Here is a 16553-nt window from a genome sequence, read left to right on the forward strand (position 1 = left end):
AGGCATGCGAACAGCGTACTGCGGAGGGCCGTGACGCGGTGTGGTCCGCGTCACGCTCGGGCCCGGAGCTCCGGGCCCTGGTCAAAACGGTGGGCGTGCGCGAAGATCACCGCCACGCGTGTCACGCGCATGCCAAGCTTCCCGTCGCAGCACCCCATCGCAGGAGGATGTCCATGACTCCCCGCACCCGCAGCCCCCGCCGCACCTCGCGCGGCCTGGTCGCCGCGGCCGCCGTCGCCGGCACGGCCGCCGCCGCCCTGCTCCCGTCCCCGGGGGCCGCCGCGGCCGTACTGCCGCAGGCCCGGGTCTTCATGGTGAACCCGGTGCAGTCCTCCGGCGACCAGTCGCTCACCGACCACAAGGACGCGGCGAGCGACGTGCCCGCCTCCGCCTACGCCACCGTCACGCTGCGGAACCTCGACGCGAGCGGCGGCCTGTCCGGGAAGTGGGCCGTGGTCCGCTCCGAGACGGGCAAGCCCGCCGCCGTCGCCGACGCCGCCTCGTACGACCGCTCGCAGGACCAGTTCGAGCAGGTCATGGCGTACTTCTGGGTCAACGAGGCACAGGAGTACCTCCAGGGCCTCGGCTTCGGCACCGAGCTGCCCGGGGCGAACGACCGCGTGCAGCCGGTCCGGCTCAACCAGTGGGGCGCCGACAACTCCTTCTTCACCGACAAGAAGGACGAGATCCGCTTCGGCAAGGGCGGCGTCGACGACGCCGAGGACGCGGACGTGATCGTCCACGAGTACGGCCACGCCGTCCACGACGCCCAGGTGCCCGGCTTCGGCACGAACGCCGAGTCCGGGGCGATCGGCGAGGCCTTCGGCGACTACCTGGCCGTCGCCGTCGGCACCCACGCGGCGGCGAAGTACGGCTGGCCGCTCAAGGCCGACGCGGCCTGCGTGGCCGACTGGGACGCCACCGGCTACAGCGAGGCACCGCACTGCCTCCGCCGGATCGACGGCACGAAGACGTACGCGGACCGCGAGGGCGAGGTCCACGCCGACGGCGAGATCTGGTCCCGGGCGCTCCTCGACATCCGCACCTCGCTCGGCGCCCGCACGGCCGACCGGATCATCGTCAACGCCCAGTTCGGCTTCGCGCCCGGCACCAGCTTCCGCGACGCGGCCCTGACGACGGTCGCGACGGCGGAGCGGATGCACGGCAAGGGCGCGGCGGACGCGGTACGGAACGCCTTCCGGGCGCGCGCGATCCCGGGCCTCTAAGGCCCCGGGCCTGATCCGCCGGACAGGCCCTAAGGCCCCGGGCCTGATCCGCCGGACATCCACCAGGCCCTGTCGATCAGGCCCTGTCGATCAGGCCCTGTCGATCGAGAACACCACCCGCACCCCGTCGGTCGAGTTGATCCGCTCGTTGAGTCCCCAGATGCGGCCCGTCGCGGGTGAGTACCCGAGGTTCTGGGTGTAGACGGGCGAGGTCGTCAGGACGTGCGGGGCGGTGTTCGCGGCCGCCTTGTGGATGCAGGAGTAGGAAGCACCCGACGGGTCGCCGGAGCCGCCGCCCACTCCGGTGGGGCAGTCGCCGGCGAGGAACCAGCTGGTGCCGTCGGTGGCGGCGCCCTGCATGGCCCAGATCGGGGAGGAGTACGCGACGGTGGCGTGCCCGTAGGGAAGGGCGGTGTTGGCGTCGAGGGCCCAGCGGATCACCCGGCCGCCCGCGGCGCCCTTCTTGTACTCGGCGGACACCAGGCCGTCCTGGCCGGTGCGGTCCAGGCTCAGGGAGTTGAGGCAGGGACGGTCCTTGGTGGCGGGATCGGTGGAGGCGGCCGCGCAGGCGCCGCCGTCGGCGGTCGTGACGTACTCGCCGATCATCGGCAGGGCGTAGTTGCTCCACCGGGCCGACGAGGTGGAGCCGGTGACACCGACCGCGTCGCTGTGGGAGTTGACCTGCCAGATGTGCCGCAGGTCGTACACCTGGAGCCAGCGCCCGTTGGCGACGAACAGCTTGTTGCCGTACCAGACCACCCCGTCGCTGTGGCTGGAGACCCCGGTGAAGCTGCCCTTGCCGTTCGCGTCGACCGTGGGGCGCACCAGAAGCAGGTGGTTGTAGCGGATCTGCCCGCCCTCGGTGTTGACGAGGCTGACACGGCTGAACTCGTTGGCGACATGGGCGCCGCCGGTCTGCATGCCCCGGCTGAAGTGCCACGAGGCCAGGAAGGCGGTGCGGCCGTCCACCTTGCCGTCGGGCTGTGCGTCGTACGAACCGGTCAGGCCCTGCGGGGTCCAGCCACCGGCGTCCGTGTACGAGTTGGAGGTGTCGTCGCCCTTGTCCCAGCAGAAGCCGCCGGGGTTGAGGGAGGCGGCGAGGCCGGTGGCGTGGCACAGGCCGTTGATCCCGGTCCGCCCGCCGGAGGTGAGGACCTGGGTGGCGTTGCGGACGGTCACGGCCCCCTGGGCCTCGACGGCCTTGATGGCCGCGTCGTTCTCGGTGAACGTGTTCCCGGCCCGCAGCTGGAAGGTCGCGACGGTCGCCGCGTCGACCGCCCCGAAAGGCATGGCGGCCTGTGCGGGGCCCGCGGCCACGAGGCACGAGGCGAGAGCCAGAAGGGCGGCACCGAACGCCGCGAGGTGTATACGGATTGTCTGAGCCATGGCGCCCGATCCTAGACGCCCGCCGCCGGCCACGACCGTCTCCTGCCACACCAGGACCAGCGGCATGCCTCGTGTCTCGCACGTTCACCCGCGGGGCGCGGTGGAAGAGTTGAGTCCGACCGGTCGGCCGAGTCGCGGGCGGGGCGGCCGGACCTCCTCGACGCCACGACTCGAACGGGAGCACTCCGTTGCGCTTCTACGCCCAGACACCCGCACGCCGGAACCGCCAGGTGCTCGTGGACCTGATCGCCGTGGCCCTGATCGCCGCCGTGGTGTGGGCGGCCCTCGCCGTCCGCGACACGATCATGCTGTTGGCCGAACCGGGGCGCAAGGTGGAGAATTCCGGCGACAGCCTCGCCAAGGAGCTCGACAGCGCGGCTGAAGCAGCGTCGGACGTGCCCTTCATCGGCGGCGTCCTGAAGAAGCCGCTCCAGTCCGCGGCCGACGCCGGTTCCGGCTTCGCCGACGCGGGAGTGTCGCTCCAGGAGACCGTAGGCCAGGTGGCCGACGTGATCACGACGGCCCTCATCGTCGTTCCGGTGCTCTTCGTCCTGCTGCTGTGGCTCCCGCCGCGCCTGCTCTGGATCCGCCGCAGCAGCACCCTGCGCCGCCTCGCCGAGGCTCCCGGAGGCGCCGACCTGCTCGCCCTGCGCGCCCTCACCGGCCCTCCGCGCGCACTCGCCGAACTGCCGGCCCCGCCCGGCGGATGGGCCGACGCCTGGCGTCACGGGGACCGGCAAGCCATCACCGACCTCAGCACGGTCGCTCTCGAACGCGTCGGGCTGCGCCTTTGAGGAGTCGATCGTCCGGCGGCGCGCACGGCCTCGCGGGGCCAGGGGGTGTCTTGCCGATCAAGCCGGGCTCGGGCCTCAGGACCCGTTCCTCCCCTACGCCAGGGCCTCGTTCACCAGCCGCGCCCACTGGGCCACCACCCGTTCCCGGCGGGCGCGGTCGTCCGTCAGGAGGGTGGCGAGGCCCAGGCCGCGGGCCATGTCGAGGAGGCCCTGGACCGTTTCGCGGACGCCGGGGACGGACTCGTCGGCGCCGAGGACCTCGACCGCGATGCGGTGGGACTCGCGGCCGACGCGGGCCTCCAGTTCGGTGACGCGGTCCCGGAGCTGGGCCTCGTCGGAGGCCGCGACCCAGAGGTGGAGCGCGGCCCGGAACAGCGGCCCGGTGTAGAGGTCGACGAGGGCCTCGACGGCCTCGTGGCGGTCGCGGGACGGGAGGGCGCGCAGGGCCTGGGAGCGTTCCTCGGCGACGTACTCGACGGCCGCCGTGAAGAGGTCCTCGCGGGTCGGGAAGTGGTGCTGGGCCGCGCCCCGGGAGACGCCGGCGCGTTCGGCGACGACCGCGACCGTGGAGCCCGCCCAGCCGTGCTCGGCGAGGCAGGCCACGGCGGCTTCCAGGAGCCGCTGCCGGGTGGCGCGGCTCCTGTCCTGCTTGGGCGCGGTCAGAGCCGCCATTCCGGGTCCCGTCGTTCGAGGAAGGCCGTCATCCCTTCGCGCGCCTCGGCGGAGGCGAAGAGCGTGGCCGACCTCCGCACCAGGTCCTCCGCGTCGCGTTCGAAGGTCTCCAGGACTCTAGCGGTGACCAGCCGTTTCGCCTCCCGCAGGCCTTGCGGGGAGCCGGCGCGCAGGGCGTCGAGGATGCCGTCGTACGCGGTGGCGGGTGCCGTGACCAGGCCCATGGCGATCGCCTCGGGGACGCCGAAGCGCTCGCCCGTCAGGTAGTAGCGGGCGGCCGCGCGCGGGTCGAGCCTGGGGAGGAGGGTGAGGGAGATGACGGCCGGCGCCACCCCGATCCGTACCTCCGTGAGCGCGAAGTCCGCGGCCTCCGCGGCGACCACGATGTCGCAGGCCCCGAGGAGGCCGAGGCCGCCGGCCCGGGCGTGGCCGGTGACGAGGCCGACGACCGGTTTCGGCAGTTCGACGATCTGCCGGAGCAGGTCCACGAAGGCGTACGGGCTGGGCGGGGCCTTCAGGTCGGCGCCCGCGCTGAACGTGCCGCCGGTGTGGGTGAGGACCACCGCCCTGACCGCCGGGTCCTTGCCGCAGGCGGTGAGGGCGTCGGCGAGCTCGGTGACGAGGTGGGTGGAGAGGGCGTTGCGGGTGGCCGGGGAGTCGAGGGCGAGGGTGGTGATCCCCCGCTCCTCGGTGAGCGCGACGAGGGGTTCGGGTGGGGTCATGCGCGGGCCCTCAGTTCTCTGCGGAGGATCTTGCCGGACACCGCCCGCGGGATGCTCTCGACGAACTCCACGCTGCGGACCTTCTTGTACGGGGCGACGCGTCCGGCGACGTATGCGACGACGTCCTCGGCGGTGAGGTCGGGGGCGTCGGGGGCGCCGGCCTGGCGGACGACGTAGGCCTTGGGGATCTCGGTGCCCTCGGCGTCGGTGACGCCGATGACGGCGGCGTCGGCGATGCCGTCGTGGGTGAGGAGGAGCGCTTCGAGTTCGGCCGGGGCGACCTGGAAGCCCTTGTACTTGATGAGCTCCTTGACCCGGTCGACGACGAACAGCCAGCCGTCGTCGTCGACGCGTCCGATGTCGCCGGTGTGGACCCAGCCGTCGCCGTCGATCATCGCGGCCGTGGCGTCGGGGCGGCCCAGGTAGCCCTTCATGACCTGCGGCCCCCGGATGGCGACCTCGCCCGCCTCGCCGGGCGCCGCGTCCTTCGCCGGGTCGTCGAGGGAGAGGATCCGCAGCTCGGTGGAGGGCAGGAGTTTGCCGACGGTGCCGGGCGGGGGGTTCGGGACGACGAGCGGGGTGACGTGGGTGCCCGGGGAGAGCTCCGTCATGCCGTACGCCTGGCGGACCGGCGGCAGTCCGAGCCGGGCCGAGCAGGCCTCGGCGAGGGCCGCGTCGAGCGGGGCGGCGGAGCTGACGATGTACTGCAGGGAGGACAGGTCGTAGTCGGCGACGGCCGGGTGCTTGGCGAGGGCGAGGACGATCGGCGGGGCCACGTACAGGCCGTTGATGCGGTGCTTCTGGATCGCGCCGAGGAAGGTGTCGAGGTCGAAGCGGGGCAGGACGACGACGGTGGCGCCCTGGCGGAGCGGGGCGTTCATGAGGGCCGTGAGGCCGTAGATGTGGAAGAAGGGGAGGACGGCGAGGATGCGGTCGCCGGGGCCCATCGGGACCAGCGGGGACAGCTGGGCCAGGTTGGTGGCGATCGACGTGTGGGTGAGCATCACCCCCTTGGGTACGCCGGTGGTGCCGGAGGAGTACGGGAGGGCCGCGATGTCCTCGTCGGGGTCGATCGGGGGATCCGGGACCGGGCCGGTGGAGGCCAGGAAGGACTGGAGCGACCGGACGTCATCCGTCTCCGCCTGGTCGCAGACGAATATCTCCTTGATCCCGCCCGCGAGTTCGGCCGCCGCGCGGGCGGCCGGGAGCAGCGGCGAGACGGTGACGATCCAGCGGGCGGAGGAGTCGCGGAGCTGCTTCGCGAACTCCTCGGGTGTGGCGAGCGGGTGGACGGTGGTGACGGACGCGCCGGCGCGGGTGGCGGCGTAGAACGCGATCGGGAAGAGCACGGTGTTGGGGCTGTGCAGGGCGAGCACGTCGCCCTTGCGGACCCCGGCCTCGGCGAGCCCTGCGGCGACCAGCCGGTGGAAGCCGTCGACCTGGGCGTACGTGAGGGTCAGCTCGCCGGCCCCGTCGATGAGCGCAGGGGTGTCGCCGTACTCGGCGGCGCGGCCGAGGACCGCGTCGTGGATCGGGAGGGAGACGGTGGGAACGTTCTCGTACTCACTGTGGAACACCATGCGTTGCCCCCTGGACGGCAGTGGCGGAAGGTGCGGATCTGGTCGGCTCTCGTCGGCTCTCGTCGGTCACCGGAAAGCAATCAAGCACGCCGGCATGGTCTTGGGAAGACGGCGGATTGCCGACGGCTCCCCCGCCGCCGGGCACCCCCGTCAGTACGACTTGGGCAGGCCCAGCGTCTGGTGCGACACGTAGTTGAGGATCATCTCCCGGCTGACCGGGGCGATCCTGGCCACGCGGGCGGCGGTGATCAGGCGGGCCAGGCCGAACTCCTTCGTGAGGCCGTTGCCGCCGAGGGTGTGGACGGCCTGGTCGACGGCCTTCACGCAGGCCTCGCCGGCGGCGTACTTCGCCATGTTGGCGGCCTCGCCTGCGCCCAGGTCGTCGCCCGCGTCGTAGAGCTGGGCCGCCTTCGCCATCATCAGGCGGGCCAGTTCGAGCTCGATGTGGGCCTGCGCGAGGGGGTGCGCGATGGCCTGGTGGGCGCCGATCGGCGCCTTCCAGACCTGGCGCTCCTTCGCGTACTTCACGGCCTGGGCGAGCGCGTACCGGCCCATGCCGATCGCGAACGCGGCCGTCATGATCCGCTCCGGGTTGAGGCCGGCGAAGAGCTGGAGCAGGCCCGCGTCCTCGTCACCGACGAGGGCGTCCGCCGGCAGGTGGACGTCGTCGAGGGTGAGCTCGAACTGCTTCTCGTTCGCGTCGAGTTCCATCTCGATGTGGCGGCGCTCGAAGCCGGGGGCGTCGCGCGGCACGATGAAGAGGCAGGGCTTGAGGTTGCCCGTGCGGGCGTCGGACGTGCGGCCCACGATGAGGGTCGCGTCCGCGATGTCGACGCCCGAGACGAAGACCTTCCGGCCGCTGAGGACCCAGCCCTCCTCGGTACGGGTCGCGGTCGTCGTGATGCGGTGCGAGTTGGAGCCCGCGTCGGGCTCCGTGATGCCGAAGGCCATGGTGCGGGAGCCGTCCGCGAGGCCCGGGAGCCACGTCCGCTTCTGCTCCTCCGTGCCGAAGCGTGCGATGACCGTGCCGCAGATCGCGGGCGAGACGACCATCATGAGGAGCGGGGCCCCGGCGGCGCCGGCCTCCTCCAGGACGATCGACAGCTCGGCCATGCCGCCGCCCCCGCCGCCGTACTCCTCGGGCAGGTTCACGCCGAGGTAGCCGAGCTTGCCGGCCTCGGCCCACAGGGTGGCCCGGTCGAAGCCGGGGCCGTGGCGGTGGCCGAGCGCGGAGACGGCGGCCCGGAGGGCGGTGAGCTCTTCACTCTCGATCATGGTGCTCATACGGTCTTGTCCTCCTGTGCTTCGGTCTGTACGACGGCGAGCAGGGCGCCTACCTCGACCTGGCGGCCGGGGGCGGCGTGGAGCGCGGTGAGCGTGCCGGAGGCGGGAGCGGTGACGCGGTGCTCCATCTTCATGGCCTCCAGCCAGAGGAGCGGCTGTCCGGCGTCGACCCGGTCGCCGACGGCGAGGCCGTCCGCGACCCGGACGACGGTGCCGGGCATGGGGGCGAGGAGGGAGCCGGGTTCCCGCTGGTCGGCGGGGTCGGGGAAGCGGGGGCGGACGGTGAGGCGGTGGGGGCCGACATGGACGGTCTCGCCGTACCGGGCGACCTCGAAGTCCCTGACGACACCGGCTACTTCGAGGCGTACGCGGTCGGGGGCGGCCGACACCACCCGGACCCCCTCCGGGGCCGTGACCTCGTAGCCGCCGGCGGTCCGGGTCGGCCGGTACCGGACCTCGTGTTCCCCGTACGTCCTCGTCTGATCCTGCGAAGGGACGTTGCGCCAACTTCCGCCGAAGCGGGATGTGTTGGTGGCCGCCTCGGCGAGGGCCGCCGCCACCGCCGCGTACTCCTCGCCGTCCGGCGGGGCGGTCAGGGCGGTGAGGTTCCGCTCGTAGAAGCCGGTGTCGAGCTTGTCGGAGGTTTCGGCCGAGAGGTAGTCGGGGTGGCGGAGGGACGCGACGAGCAGGGCCCGGTTGGTGGCGGGGCCGTGGATCCGGGTCCGCTCCAGGGCGTGGGCGAGTTTGCGGGCGGCCTCGGCGCGGGTGGGGGCGTGGACGACGATCTTGGCGAGCATCGGGTCGTAGTGGACGCCGACCCCGTCGCCGGAGACGTATCCGGTGTCGACCCGGACCCGGCTGAGGACGGCGCCGCCCTCCCGGGGGACCTCGAAGCGGTGCAGGAGGCCCGTCTGGGGCGCCCACTCCCGGGCCGGGTCCTCCGCGTAGAGGCGGGCCTCGATCGCGTGGCCGCGCGGGGCCGGGGGCTCGGGCGGCAGCTCCCCGCCCTCCGCCACGGCGAGCTGGAGGGCGACGAGGTCGACCCCGTACACCTCCTCCGTCACCGGGTGCTCGACCTGGAGCCGGGTGTTCATCTCCAGGAAGTGCGCCCGGCCGTCCGCCACCAGGAACTCGACCGTGCCCGCGCCGACGTAGCCGACGGCCTTCGCCGCGCGGACGGCCGTGTCGAGGAGGGAGGCTTCCAGGGCGGCCGGCAGGCCGGGCGCCGGGGCCTCCTCGATCACCTTCTGGTGCCGGCGCTGGAGGGAGCAGTCGCGGGTGCCGAGCGCCCAGACCGTGCCGTGGGTGTCGCAGAGGAGCTGCACCTCGACGTGCCGGCCGTTCTCCACGTACGGCTCGACGAAGACCTCGCCGTCGCCGAAGGCGCTCGCCGCCTCGGCGGAGGCCGCCCTCAACTCCTCCGGGAGGGAGGCGAGTTCGCGGACGATCCGCATGCCCCGACCGCCGCCGCCCGCCGCCGCCTTCACCAGGACGGGGAGGTCGGACGCGGTGACGTCCGTCAGGGGCGCGATGCCCAGGAGTTCCTTCGCCCGGGTCTTCGAGGCCATCGCCTCGATCGCCTCGGGCGGCGGGCCGATCCAGACGAGGCCCGCGTCGGTGACGGCCCGCGCGAAGTCGGCGTTCTCGGAGAGGAAGCCGTAGCCGGGGTGGACGGCGTCGGCGCCCGCCGCGAGCGCCGCCTTCACCACCAGGTCGCCGCGCAGGTACGTCTCCGAGGGCGCCGCCCCCGGCAGCCGTACGGCCGTGTCGGCCTCCCGGACGTGCAGGGCGTCCGCGTCCGCGTCGGAGTACACGGCGACGGTGGAGATGCCCAGGTCACGGCAGGTGCGGAAGACCCGGCAGGCGATCTCGCCCCGGTTCGCGACCAGTACGGTCGAAATCAACTTCTGAGCCCTCGTCTGAGCCCTCATCTGAGCCCTCACATTCGGAAGACGCCGAAGCCGCCGCGCGCGCCCTCGACCGGTGCCGTGTGGATCGCGGACAGGCACAGCCCGAGGACCGTGCGCGTGTCGCGGGGGTCGATGACCCCGTCGTCGTACAGCCGCCCCGAGAGGAACATCGGGAGGGACTCCGATTCGATCTGCGCCTCGACGAGCGCGCGGAGACCGGCGTCGGCCTCGTCGTCGTAGGGCTGCCCCTTCGCGGCGGCGCTCGCGCGCGCCACGATCGAGAGGACGCCGGCGAGCTGCTGCGGGCCCATGACGGCGGACTTCGCGCTCGGCCAGGCGAAGAGGAAGCGGGGGTCGTAGGCCCGGCCGCACATGCCGTAGTGCCCGGCGCCGTACGAGGCGCCCATGAGGACGGAGAGGTGCGGGACCTTCGAATTGGCCACCGCGTTGATCATCATCGCGCCGTGCTTGATGATGCCGCCCTGCTCGTACTCCCTGCCGACCATGTAGCCGGTGGTGTTGTGGAGGAAGAGCAGCGGGATGTCGCGCTGGTTGGCGAGCTGGATGAACTGCGCCGCCTTCTGCGACTCGGCGGAGAAGAGGACGCCCTGCGCGTTGGCGAGGATGCCGACCGGGTAGCCGTGCAGGGACGCCCAGCCGGTGGTGAGCGAGGTCCCGTACAGCGGCTTGAACTCGTCGAAGTCGGAACCGTCGACGATCCGGGCGATCACCTCGCGGGGGTCGAAGGGGGTCTTGAGGTCGCCGGGGACGATGCCGAGGAGTTCGTCCTCGTCGTACTTCGGCCCCTCGGCGAGCTGCGGATCGGCATGCGCCTTGCGGTGGTTGAGGCGGGCGACGATCCGGCGGGCCTGGCGGATCGCGTCCGTCTCGTCGACGGCGTAGTGGTCGGCGAGGCCGGAGGTCCGGGCGTGCATCTCGGCGCCGCCGAGGGACTCGTCGTCGCTCTCCTCCCCCGTCGCCATCTTCACGAGCGGCGGGCCGCCGAGGAAGACCTTCGACCGCTCCTTGATCATCACGGTGTGGTCGGACATGCCGGGGACGTACGCGCCGCCGGCCGTCGAGTTGCCGAAGACGACCGCGACGGTGGGGATGCCGGCGGCGGAGAGGCGCGTGAGGTCGCGGAAGAGCGCCCCGCCGGGGATGAAGATCTCCTTCTGGGAGGGGAGGTCGGCGCCGCCGGACTCGACGAGCGAGACGACCGGCAGCCGGTTGGCGAAGGCGATCTCGTTCGCCCGCAGGGCCTTCTTCAGCGTCCACGGGTTGGAGGCGCCGCCGCGCACGGTCGGGTCGTTGGCCGTGATCAGGCACTCGACGCCCTCGACGACGCCGATGCCGGTGACGAGCGAGGCGCCCACCTGGTAGTCGCTGCCCCAGGCGGCGAGCGGCGACAGCTCCAGGAAGGGGCTGTCGGGGTCGACGAGCAGCTCGACGCGCTCGCGGGCGAGGAGCTTGCCGCGCCCCCGGTGCCGGGCCGTGTACTTCTCGCCGCCGCCCGCGAGGGCCTTGGCGTGCTCGGCTTCGAGGGCGGCGAGCTTGTCGAGCATCGCGGCGCGGTGCTCTCGGTACTCGGGTCCGCCGGTGTCGAGGGCGGAGGCGAGGACGGTCACAGCAATACCTCCGGGATGTCCAGGTGCCGGGAGCGGAGCCACTCGCCGAGGGCCTTGGCCTGGGGGTCGAAACGGGCCTGCGAGGCGACGCCCTCGCCGAGGATTCCGGCCACGGTGAAGTTGAGCGCCCGGAGGTGCGGGAGGACGTGCCGGACGACCGGCAAGTCGGCGGTCTCCGGGAGGAGTTCGTGGAACCTCTCGACGGTGAGCGCGTGTGCGAGCCAGCGCCACTCCTCGTCCGAGCGGACCCAGACGCCGACGTTGGCGTCGCCGCCCTTGTCGCCGCTGCGGGCGCCGGCGATCCGGCCGAGGGGGGCGCGGCGGGTGGGGCCGTATGGGAGCGGCGGCGGGAGCTCCGGGTCGGGAACCGGGATCAGGTCTTCCGTGCTCTTCGGCGGTACGGGGACGGGGACGCGGGTGCCGTCCGGGAGGACGGCCGTGTGCGGGACGTCGGCGGCGGGGACGTACGCGGTCCCGAAGACACCGTAGGGGGCGCCCTTCCCGGGAGGCGCGGTGACGTGGAAGCCGGGGTAGCTCGCGAGGGCCAGTTCGATCGCGGCGCCGGTGAGGGCGCGGCCGACGGCCTCGGGGTCGGGGTCGCGGACGACGAGCCGGAGCAGCGCGCTCGCGGTCTCCTCGGTGTCGGCGTCCTCGCGGTCGGTACGGGCCAGCTCCCAACGGACGTCCGTGGGACGGGAGTCGGCGGCGGTGAAGGCGTCCTCGATCTGGTCGCGGACGAGCCGGGCCTTGGCCTCGACGTCGAGGCCGGTGAGGACGAACACGACCTCGTTGCGGAAGCCGCCGAGGCGGTTGAGGCCGACCTTGAGGGTGGGGGGCGGGGCCTCGCCCGTCACGCCGTGGATCCGGACCCGGTCCGGGCCCTCCTGGGTGAGCCGTACGGTGTCGAGGCGGGCCGTCACGTCGGGGCCGGGGTAGCGGGCGCCGGCCGTCTCGTACAGCAGCTGGGCCGTGACCGTACCGACGTCGACGAGGCCGCCCGTACCGGCGTGTTTGGTGATGACGGCGCTGCCGTCCGCATGGAGCTCGGCGACCGGGAAGCCGGGGCGGCGGAAGACGGCCGGGTCGTGCTCGGCGAAGAAGGCGTAGTTGCCGCCGGTGGCCTGGGTGCCGCACTCCAGGACGTGCCCGGCGACGACCGCGCCCGCGAGCCTGTCGTACTCCTCCGGGCCCCAGCCGAAGTGCCACTGCGCGGGCCCGGTGACGAGGGCGGCGTCGGTGACCCGGCCGGTGACGACGACGTCGGCCCCGGCGGCGAGACAGGCGGCGACACCGGCCCCGCCGAGGTAGGCGTTGGCCGTCAACACCCCTTCTTGGGGCGGCAGTCGGTCGCCCTCGACATGGGCGATACGGGTCGGCAGGCCGAGCTTCTCGGCGAGGGAGCGCAGCGCGTCGGCGAGGCCGGCGGGGTTCAGGCCGCCCGCGTTGGCGACGATGCGGATTCCGCGTTCGTGGGCGAGGCCGAGGCCCTCCTCCATCTGGCGCAGGAAGGTCTTCGCGTATCCGGCGGACGGGTCCTTGAGCTGGTCGCGGCCGAGGATGAGCATGGTCAGCTCGGCGAGGTAGTCGCCGGTCAGGACGTCGATCGCGCCCTCGGGCCCGCCGCCGGTGAGCATCTCGCGGACGGCGTCGAAGCGGTCGCCGTAGAAGCCCGAGGCGTTGCCGATGCGGAGGACCACTACACCTCCTCCCTGGGTGCGCGGCCGGTGCCGGCCGGGCCCGCGAAGGCCTGGGCGATGGCGAGCCAGCGCTCGGCGTCGGGGCCGTGCGCGACGAGCGCGGTGTCGTCGCGGTGGACGCGCTGGGTGACGAGGAGGCAGAAGTCGAGGGCGGGTCCGGTGACGGTCTGGGTCGCGTCCTCGGGTCCGTACGCCCACACCTCCCCGCCGGTTCCGTCGATTCCGTCGATTCCGTCGATTCCGTCGATTCCGTCGAGTTCGACGCGGAAGGGCTCGGCGGGTGCCGGGATCCCCCGTACGAGGAAGGCGTAGTCGCGGGCGCGGACGCCGATCCAGGCGACGTGCCGGAGCCGCGCCGTGGGGGTGCGGACCACGCCGAGGGCGTCGGCGACGTCCTGGCCGTGTGCCCAGGTCTCCATGAGCCGGGCGGTGGCCATGGCCGGGGCGCTCATCGGCGGCCCGTACCAGGGGAAGCGCGCGCCGGGCGGGACCGCCCGCAGGGCGTCCTGGAGGCGCTCGCGGCCCGCGCGCCAGGCGGCGAGGAGCTCGGCGGGCGGCAGCTTCGCGCCCTCTTCCGCGCCGTCGTCGACGAAACGGTCGGGCGCGGCGAGGGCCTTCGCGGTCTCGGCGGCGAAGGCCTCGGGGTCGGTGGCGGCGAGGAGGGCCGCCCGGTCGGTCCAGGCGAGGTGGGCGATCTGGTGGGCGACGGTCCAGCCGGGCGCGGGGGTCGGCGCGCTCCACTGCTCGTCACTCAACTTGCGTACGAGCAGATCGAGTTCCTCGCTCTCCTCACGCAGATCATCGAGGACGACGGCGGGATCGGACACGGTGCGCTCCCCTCGGGACACGGCGACGTGCCCCGGAGCATGGCAGCGAACCAGAAAACAATCAAGCATGCTTGCTTTGATTGATGGATCCCAGAGACGCCCCAGGGACGCCTCGGGTACGCCTCGGGGACGCCTCGGGGCGGGGGTCATCCCTCAGGAGTACGACGGGCCGTGCGGCGGGCGACTCGGGGACGACCCCGAATCGTGCCTGGTGGGGCCGCGTGCCGGAGGGATCGGCTCCTAGCGTGGAGGGCATGCCGTCACTGCTCGCCTTCGCCGTCAAGGACTTCCGGTCCCAGCTCCGCCAACTGGTCCTCACGGGCGCCGCCGTCGCCGTCGGCGTCGCCTTCCTGGTCCTCTCCGTCGGCGGTGCCGGAGCACTCGTCCAGTCGTACGAGCAGTCCGCCGCCGCCGACGTCGGCACGGCCCCCGTCCAGGTCGTCGCCCCCGAGACGGGCGTCCTCCCCGCCGGCGCGGCGGCGAAAGCGGCGACGCTGCCCGGGGTCGTCGAGGTGAGTGAACGGCTCGTCGGCCACGCCAACGTCCTGCTGCCCTCCGGGCGCCCCCTCGACGACCGCGCCCTCGTCACCTCCGTCGCCGCCGACCCCGCGCTGCGCTGGCAGCGCCTCGACAGCGGCAGCTGGCCGCGGGCCCGGGACGAGGCCGTCCTCGACACCGACACCGCGCACCGGGTCGGGGCGGCGCCCGGCGACACCGTACGGCTGACGAAGGCCGCGGGCGGCACCGCCGACGTACGGCTCACCGGGCTTCTCGACACCTCCGCGTCGGAGGCGCTCAGCGCGCAGCCGGCGATCGGCGTGCCGTACGCGCAGACGCGGACGTACGCGACGGGCGTCCGCGCCACCCACCTCGACATCGACCTGGCGCCCGGCACGCCGGCGGGTGCGGGTGCCCCGGCAGCCGGCGCCACCGCCGCCGCGGCGAAGAAGGCGATCGGCGGCGGCGTCGCCGCGTACACCCACGCCGGAGCGGTCGAGAACGCCAAACAGAGCGGCAGGACGATGTACGCCGTCGTCCTCACGGCCGCGCTCTCCTTCGTCCTCATCGCCATGGCCGTGGCCCGCATGGTCGTCACCAACACCTTCTCCGTCGTCCTCGCCCAGCGCGCCCGCCAACTCGCCCTGCTGCGCTGCGTCGGCGCCGACCGCGAGCAGGTCCGCCGCGTCATCCGCCGCCAGGGGCTGCTGCTCGGCCTCCTCGCCTCCGCCGCCGGCCTCGCCGCCGGCGCGGGCGCCTGCCTCCTCGGCACCGCGCTCATCGACGGGCTCGCCGACCTCGGCCCCATCGAGGTCTCGCTGATGCCCGGCCGGCTCACGTTCCTCCTCGCCGGGGTGTTCGGCGTCCTGCTCACCCTGTGGGCCGTCCGCAAGCCCGCTCGGGCCGCCGCCGCCGTCCCGCCGGTGGCCGCGCTCGCCGCGAGCGGCGCCGCGAGGCTCCCCGAACCCGGCAGCCGCACCCTGCGCGAGGTCGTCTCCGTTCTGTTCGTCGTCACGGGCGCGGCCCTGCTCGCGCTCGGCACGCTCGGCGGCTCGCCCCTCGCGCTGCTCGCCGTGACGCTCGGCGCGATCCTCACGTTCTTCGGCGTCCTCCGCTACGCCCGCCATCTGCTGCCGCCGCTGGTCGGCCTCCTCGGCCGGGGCCTGCGCCGCCCCTTCGGCACCGCGGGGAAGCTCGCCGTGCAGCAACTGCGCGCCAACGCGGCCCGGACCGGCGCCGCGGCCTCCGCGATGCTCGTCGGCGTGACGGTCGCCGTGTCCGCGGTGACCGCGATCGGGGTCGCGAGCGGCGGCCTGGAGACGATGCTGGCGAGCCGTACGCCGGCGGCCTTCAGCTTGGTCGCCGGCGAGGCGGGCACAGAGGGCAGAGCGAACGCCGACGCGCGGGACGCCGTCCCCGCCGACGCGCTCGCCGCCCTGAGCGACCGGCGCGCACTGGCCGTCACCCCGGTCCGTACGGCCACCCTCACCATCGACGGCCGCAGCACCGTGATCGCCGCCGCCGACCCGGCCCGTCTCAACCCGGCGGCGGAGGGCGTCGCGGAGGCCCGCGCCCTCAAGGACGGGGAGGCGCTGACGCTGACGGGGGACGGAACCCTGACGGTGAAGAGCACGGACACCACCCTCACCGCCCGCCGCTCCGTGCTGCCCCTCGCGCTCGCCCCCGGGGCCACCGTGTACGTCACCCCGGCCACGCTCGACCGGCTCGCGCCCGGCGCCGTCGGCGTGGCCACCGTCCTCGTCGACCCGGCCGCCGGCACCGACCACGCCGCCGCCCGCACCGCCATCGACCAGGCGCTCGCCGCCCACCCGGACCTCCGGGTCGCCGACGCGACCGCTGACGCCCGGCTCATCCGGAGCATGCTGGACCGGCTGATGCTCGTGGTGACCGTGCTGCTCGGCTTCTCGATGGCCATCGCCGCGCTCGGCGTCGCCGCGACCCTGATGCTCACCGTGGAGGAACGCACCCGGGAGTTCGGCATGCTCCGCGCCATCGGCCTGGCGGGCGAGCAGCTCCGCCGGATGCTCACCCTGGAATCCGTGCTCCTGGCCGTGTCCGGCGCCCTCGCCGGTACGCTCCTCGGCCTGGTCTACGGCACGCTCGCCGCCCGCTCCGTCCTCACGGCGGTGTCCCCCCTGGAGATCCTCGCCTCCTCGGGCGGTACCGCCCTGACGGTCCTCGGCATCCTGGCGGCGACCGTCCTCACCGGCATCGCCGCCTCGGCCCTCCCGGCCCGCCGGGTCCGCCGCATGGCGGTGGTGGACGCGCTCCAGGCACCGGCGTGACGGACCGTGCGTGACGGGTCAGG

The 16553-nt window shown here is 73.6% G+C and carries 12 protein-coding genes; 3 read left to right on the top strand and 9 right to left on the bottom strand.

What is annotated here, in order from left to right; translation table 11 throughout:
• Positions 1-173 precede the first annotated feature (173 nt).
• Positions 174-1226, top strand: a complete 1053-nt coding sequence (locus tag ACIBG6_RS22440; protein WP_399224306.1) for a M4 family metallopeptidase — start codon at positions 174-176, stop codon at positions 1224-1226.
• A gap of 90 nt (positions 1227-1316) precedes the next feature.
• Here ACIBG6_RS22440 and ACIBG6_RS22445 read toward each other — a convergent pair whose 3' ends face one another.
• Positions 1317-2612, bottom strand: a complete 1296-nt coding sequence (locus tag ACIBG6_RS22445) for a hypothetical protein (RefSeq protein ID WP_399224307.1) — start codon at positions 2610-2612, stop codon at positions 1317-1319.
• 188 nt (positions 2613-2800) lie between these two features.
• Between ACIBG6_RS22445 and ACIBG6_RS22450 the strand changes: the two genes are divergently transcribed.
• Entirely contained in the window at positions 2801-3406 is a 606-nt protein-coding gene (locus tag ACIBG6_RS22450; RefSeq protein WP_399224308.1) for a hypothetical protein, read from the top strand.
• 93 nt (positions 3407-3499) lie between these two features.
• Here the strand turns inward: ACIBG6_RS22450 and ACIBG6_RS22455 are convergent, their stop codons facing one another.
• The 8 genes from ACIBG6_RS22455 to ACIBG6_RS22490 all read right to left on the bottom strand — a co-directional run bounded on the left by ACIBG6_RS22455 (position 3500) and on the right by ACIBG6_RS22490 (position 13726).
• On the bottom strand, positions 3500-4078 hold the full coding sequence (locus ACIBG6_RS22455; RefSeq protein WP_399224309.1) for a TetR/AcrR family transcriptional regulator: 579 nt from the start codon (positions 4076-4078) through the stop codon (positions 3500-3502).
• Positions 4066-4800 carry an enoyl-CoA hydratase family protein gene (locus ACIBG6_RS22460; protein ID WP_399224310.1) on the bottom strand — a complete coding sequence of 245 codons (735 nt, stop codon included), beginning with the start codon at positions 4798-4800 and terminating at the stop codon, positions 4066-4068. Before ACIBG6_RS22460 ends, ACIBG6_RS22455 begins: the two co-directional genes overlap by 13 nt.
• Complete coding sequence (locus ACIBG6_RS22465) at positions 4797-6380, bottom strand: AMP-binding protein (RefSeq protein ID WP_399224311.1); 1584 nt, start codon at positions 6378-6380, stop codon at positions 4797-4799. The genes ACIBG6_RS22460 and ACIBG6_RS22465 overlap by 4 nt, the downstream gene beginning before the upstream one ends.
• A gap of 150 nt (positions 6381-6530) precedes the next feature.
• A complete protein-coding gene (locus ACIBG6_RS22470; protein WP_399224312.1) occupies positions 6531-7664 on the bottom strand; it encodes an acyl-CoA dehydrogenase family protein in 1134 nt (377 codons plus the stop codon).
• Positions 7661-9568, bottom strand: coding sequence for a biotin carboxylase N-terminal domain-containing protein (locus ACIBG6_RS22475; protein WP_399224313.1), 1908 nt, complete (start codon positions 9566-9568; stop codon positions 7661-7663). The genes ACIBG6_RS22470 and ACIBG6_RS22475 overlap by 4 nt, the downstream gene beginning before the upstream one ends.
• Positions 9569-9603: 35 nt before the next feature.
• A complete protein-coding gene (locus ACIBG6_RS22480) occupies positions 9604-11202 on the bottom strand; it encodes an acyl-CoA carboxylase subunit beta (RefSeq protein ID WP_399224314.1) in 1599 nt (532 codons plus the stop codon).
• Positions 11199-12899, bottom strand: a complete 1701-nt coding sequence (locus ACIBG6_RS22485) for an acyclic terpene utilization AtuA family protein (RefSeq protein WP_399224315.1) — start codon at positions 12897-12899, stop codon at positions 11199-11201. The genes ACIBG6_RS22480 and ACIBG6_RS22485 overlap by 4 nt, the downstream gene beginning before the upstream one ends.
• Positions 12899-13726: a TIGR03084 family metal-binding protein gene (locus ACIBG6_RS22490; protein WP_399224316.1), complete on the bottom strand. Its 828-nt coding sequence runs from the start codon at positions 13724-13726 to the stop codon at positions 12899-12901. The genes ACIBG6_RS22485 and ACIBG6_RS22490 overlap by 1 nt, the downstream gene beginning before the upstream one ends.
• A gap of 254 nt (positions 13727-13980) precedes the next feature.
• Between ACIBG6_RS22490 and ACIBG6_RS22495 the strand changes: the two genes are divergently transcribed.
• The gene (locus tag ACIBG6_RS22495; RefSeq protein ID WP_399224317.1) at positions 13981-16530 is read left to right on the top strand and encodes an FtsX-like permease family protein; all 2550 of its coding nucleotides are present in this window, start codon (positions 13981-13983) and stop codon (positions 16528-16530) included.
• Positions 16531-16553: the final 23 nt, after the last annotated feature.

It is taken from the genome of Streptomyces sp. NPDC050842 (genome assembly GCF_044456565.1).
Lineage (GTDB): Bacteria > Actinomycetota > Actinomycetes > Streptomycetales > Streptomycetaceae > Streptomyces.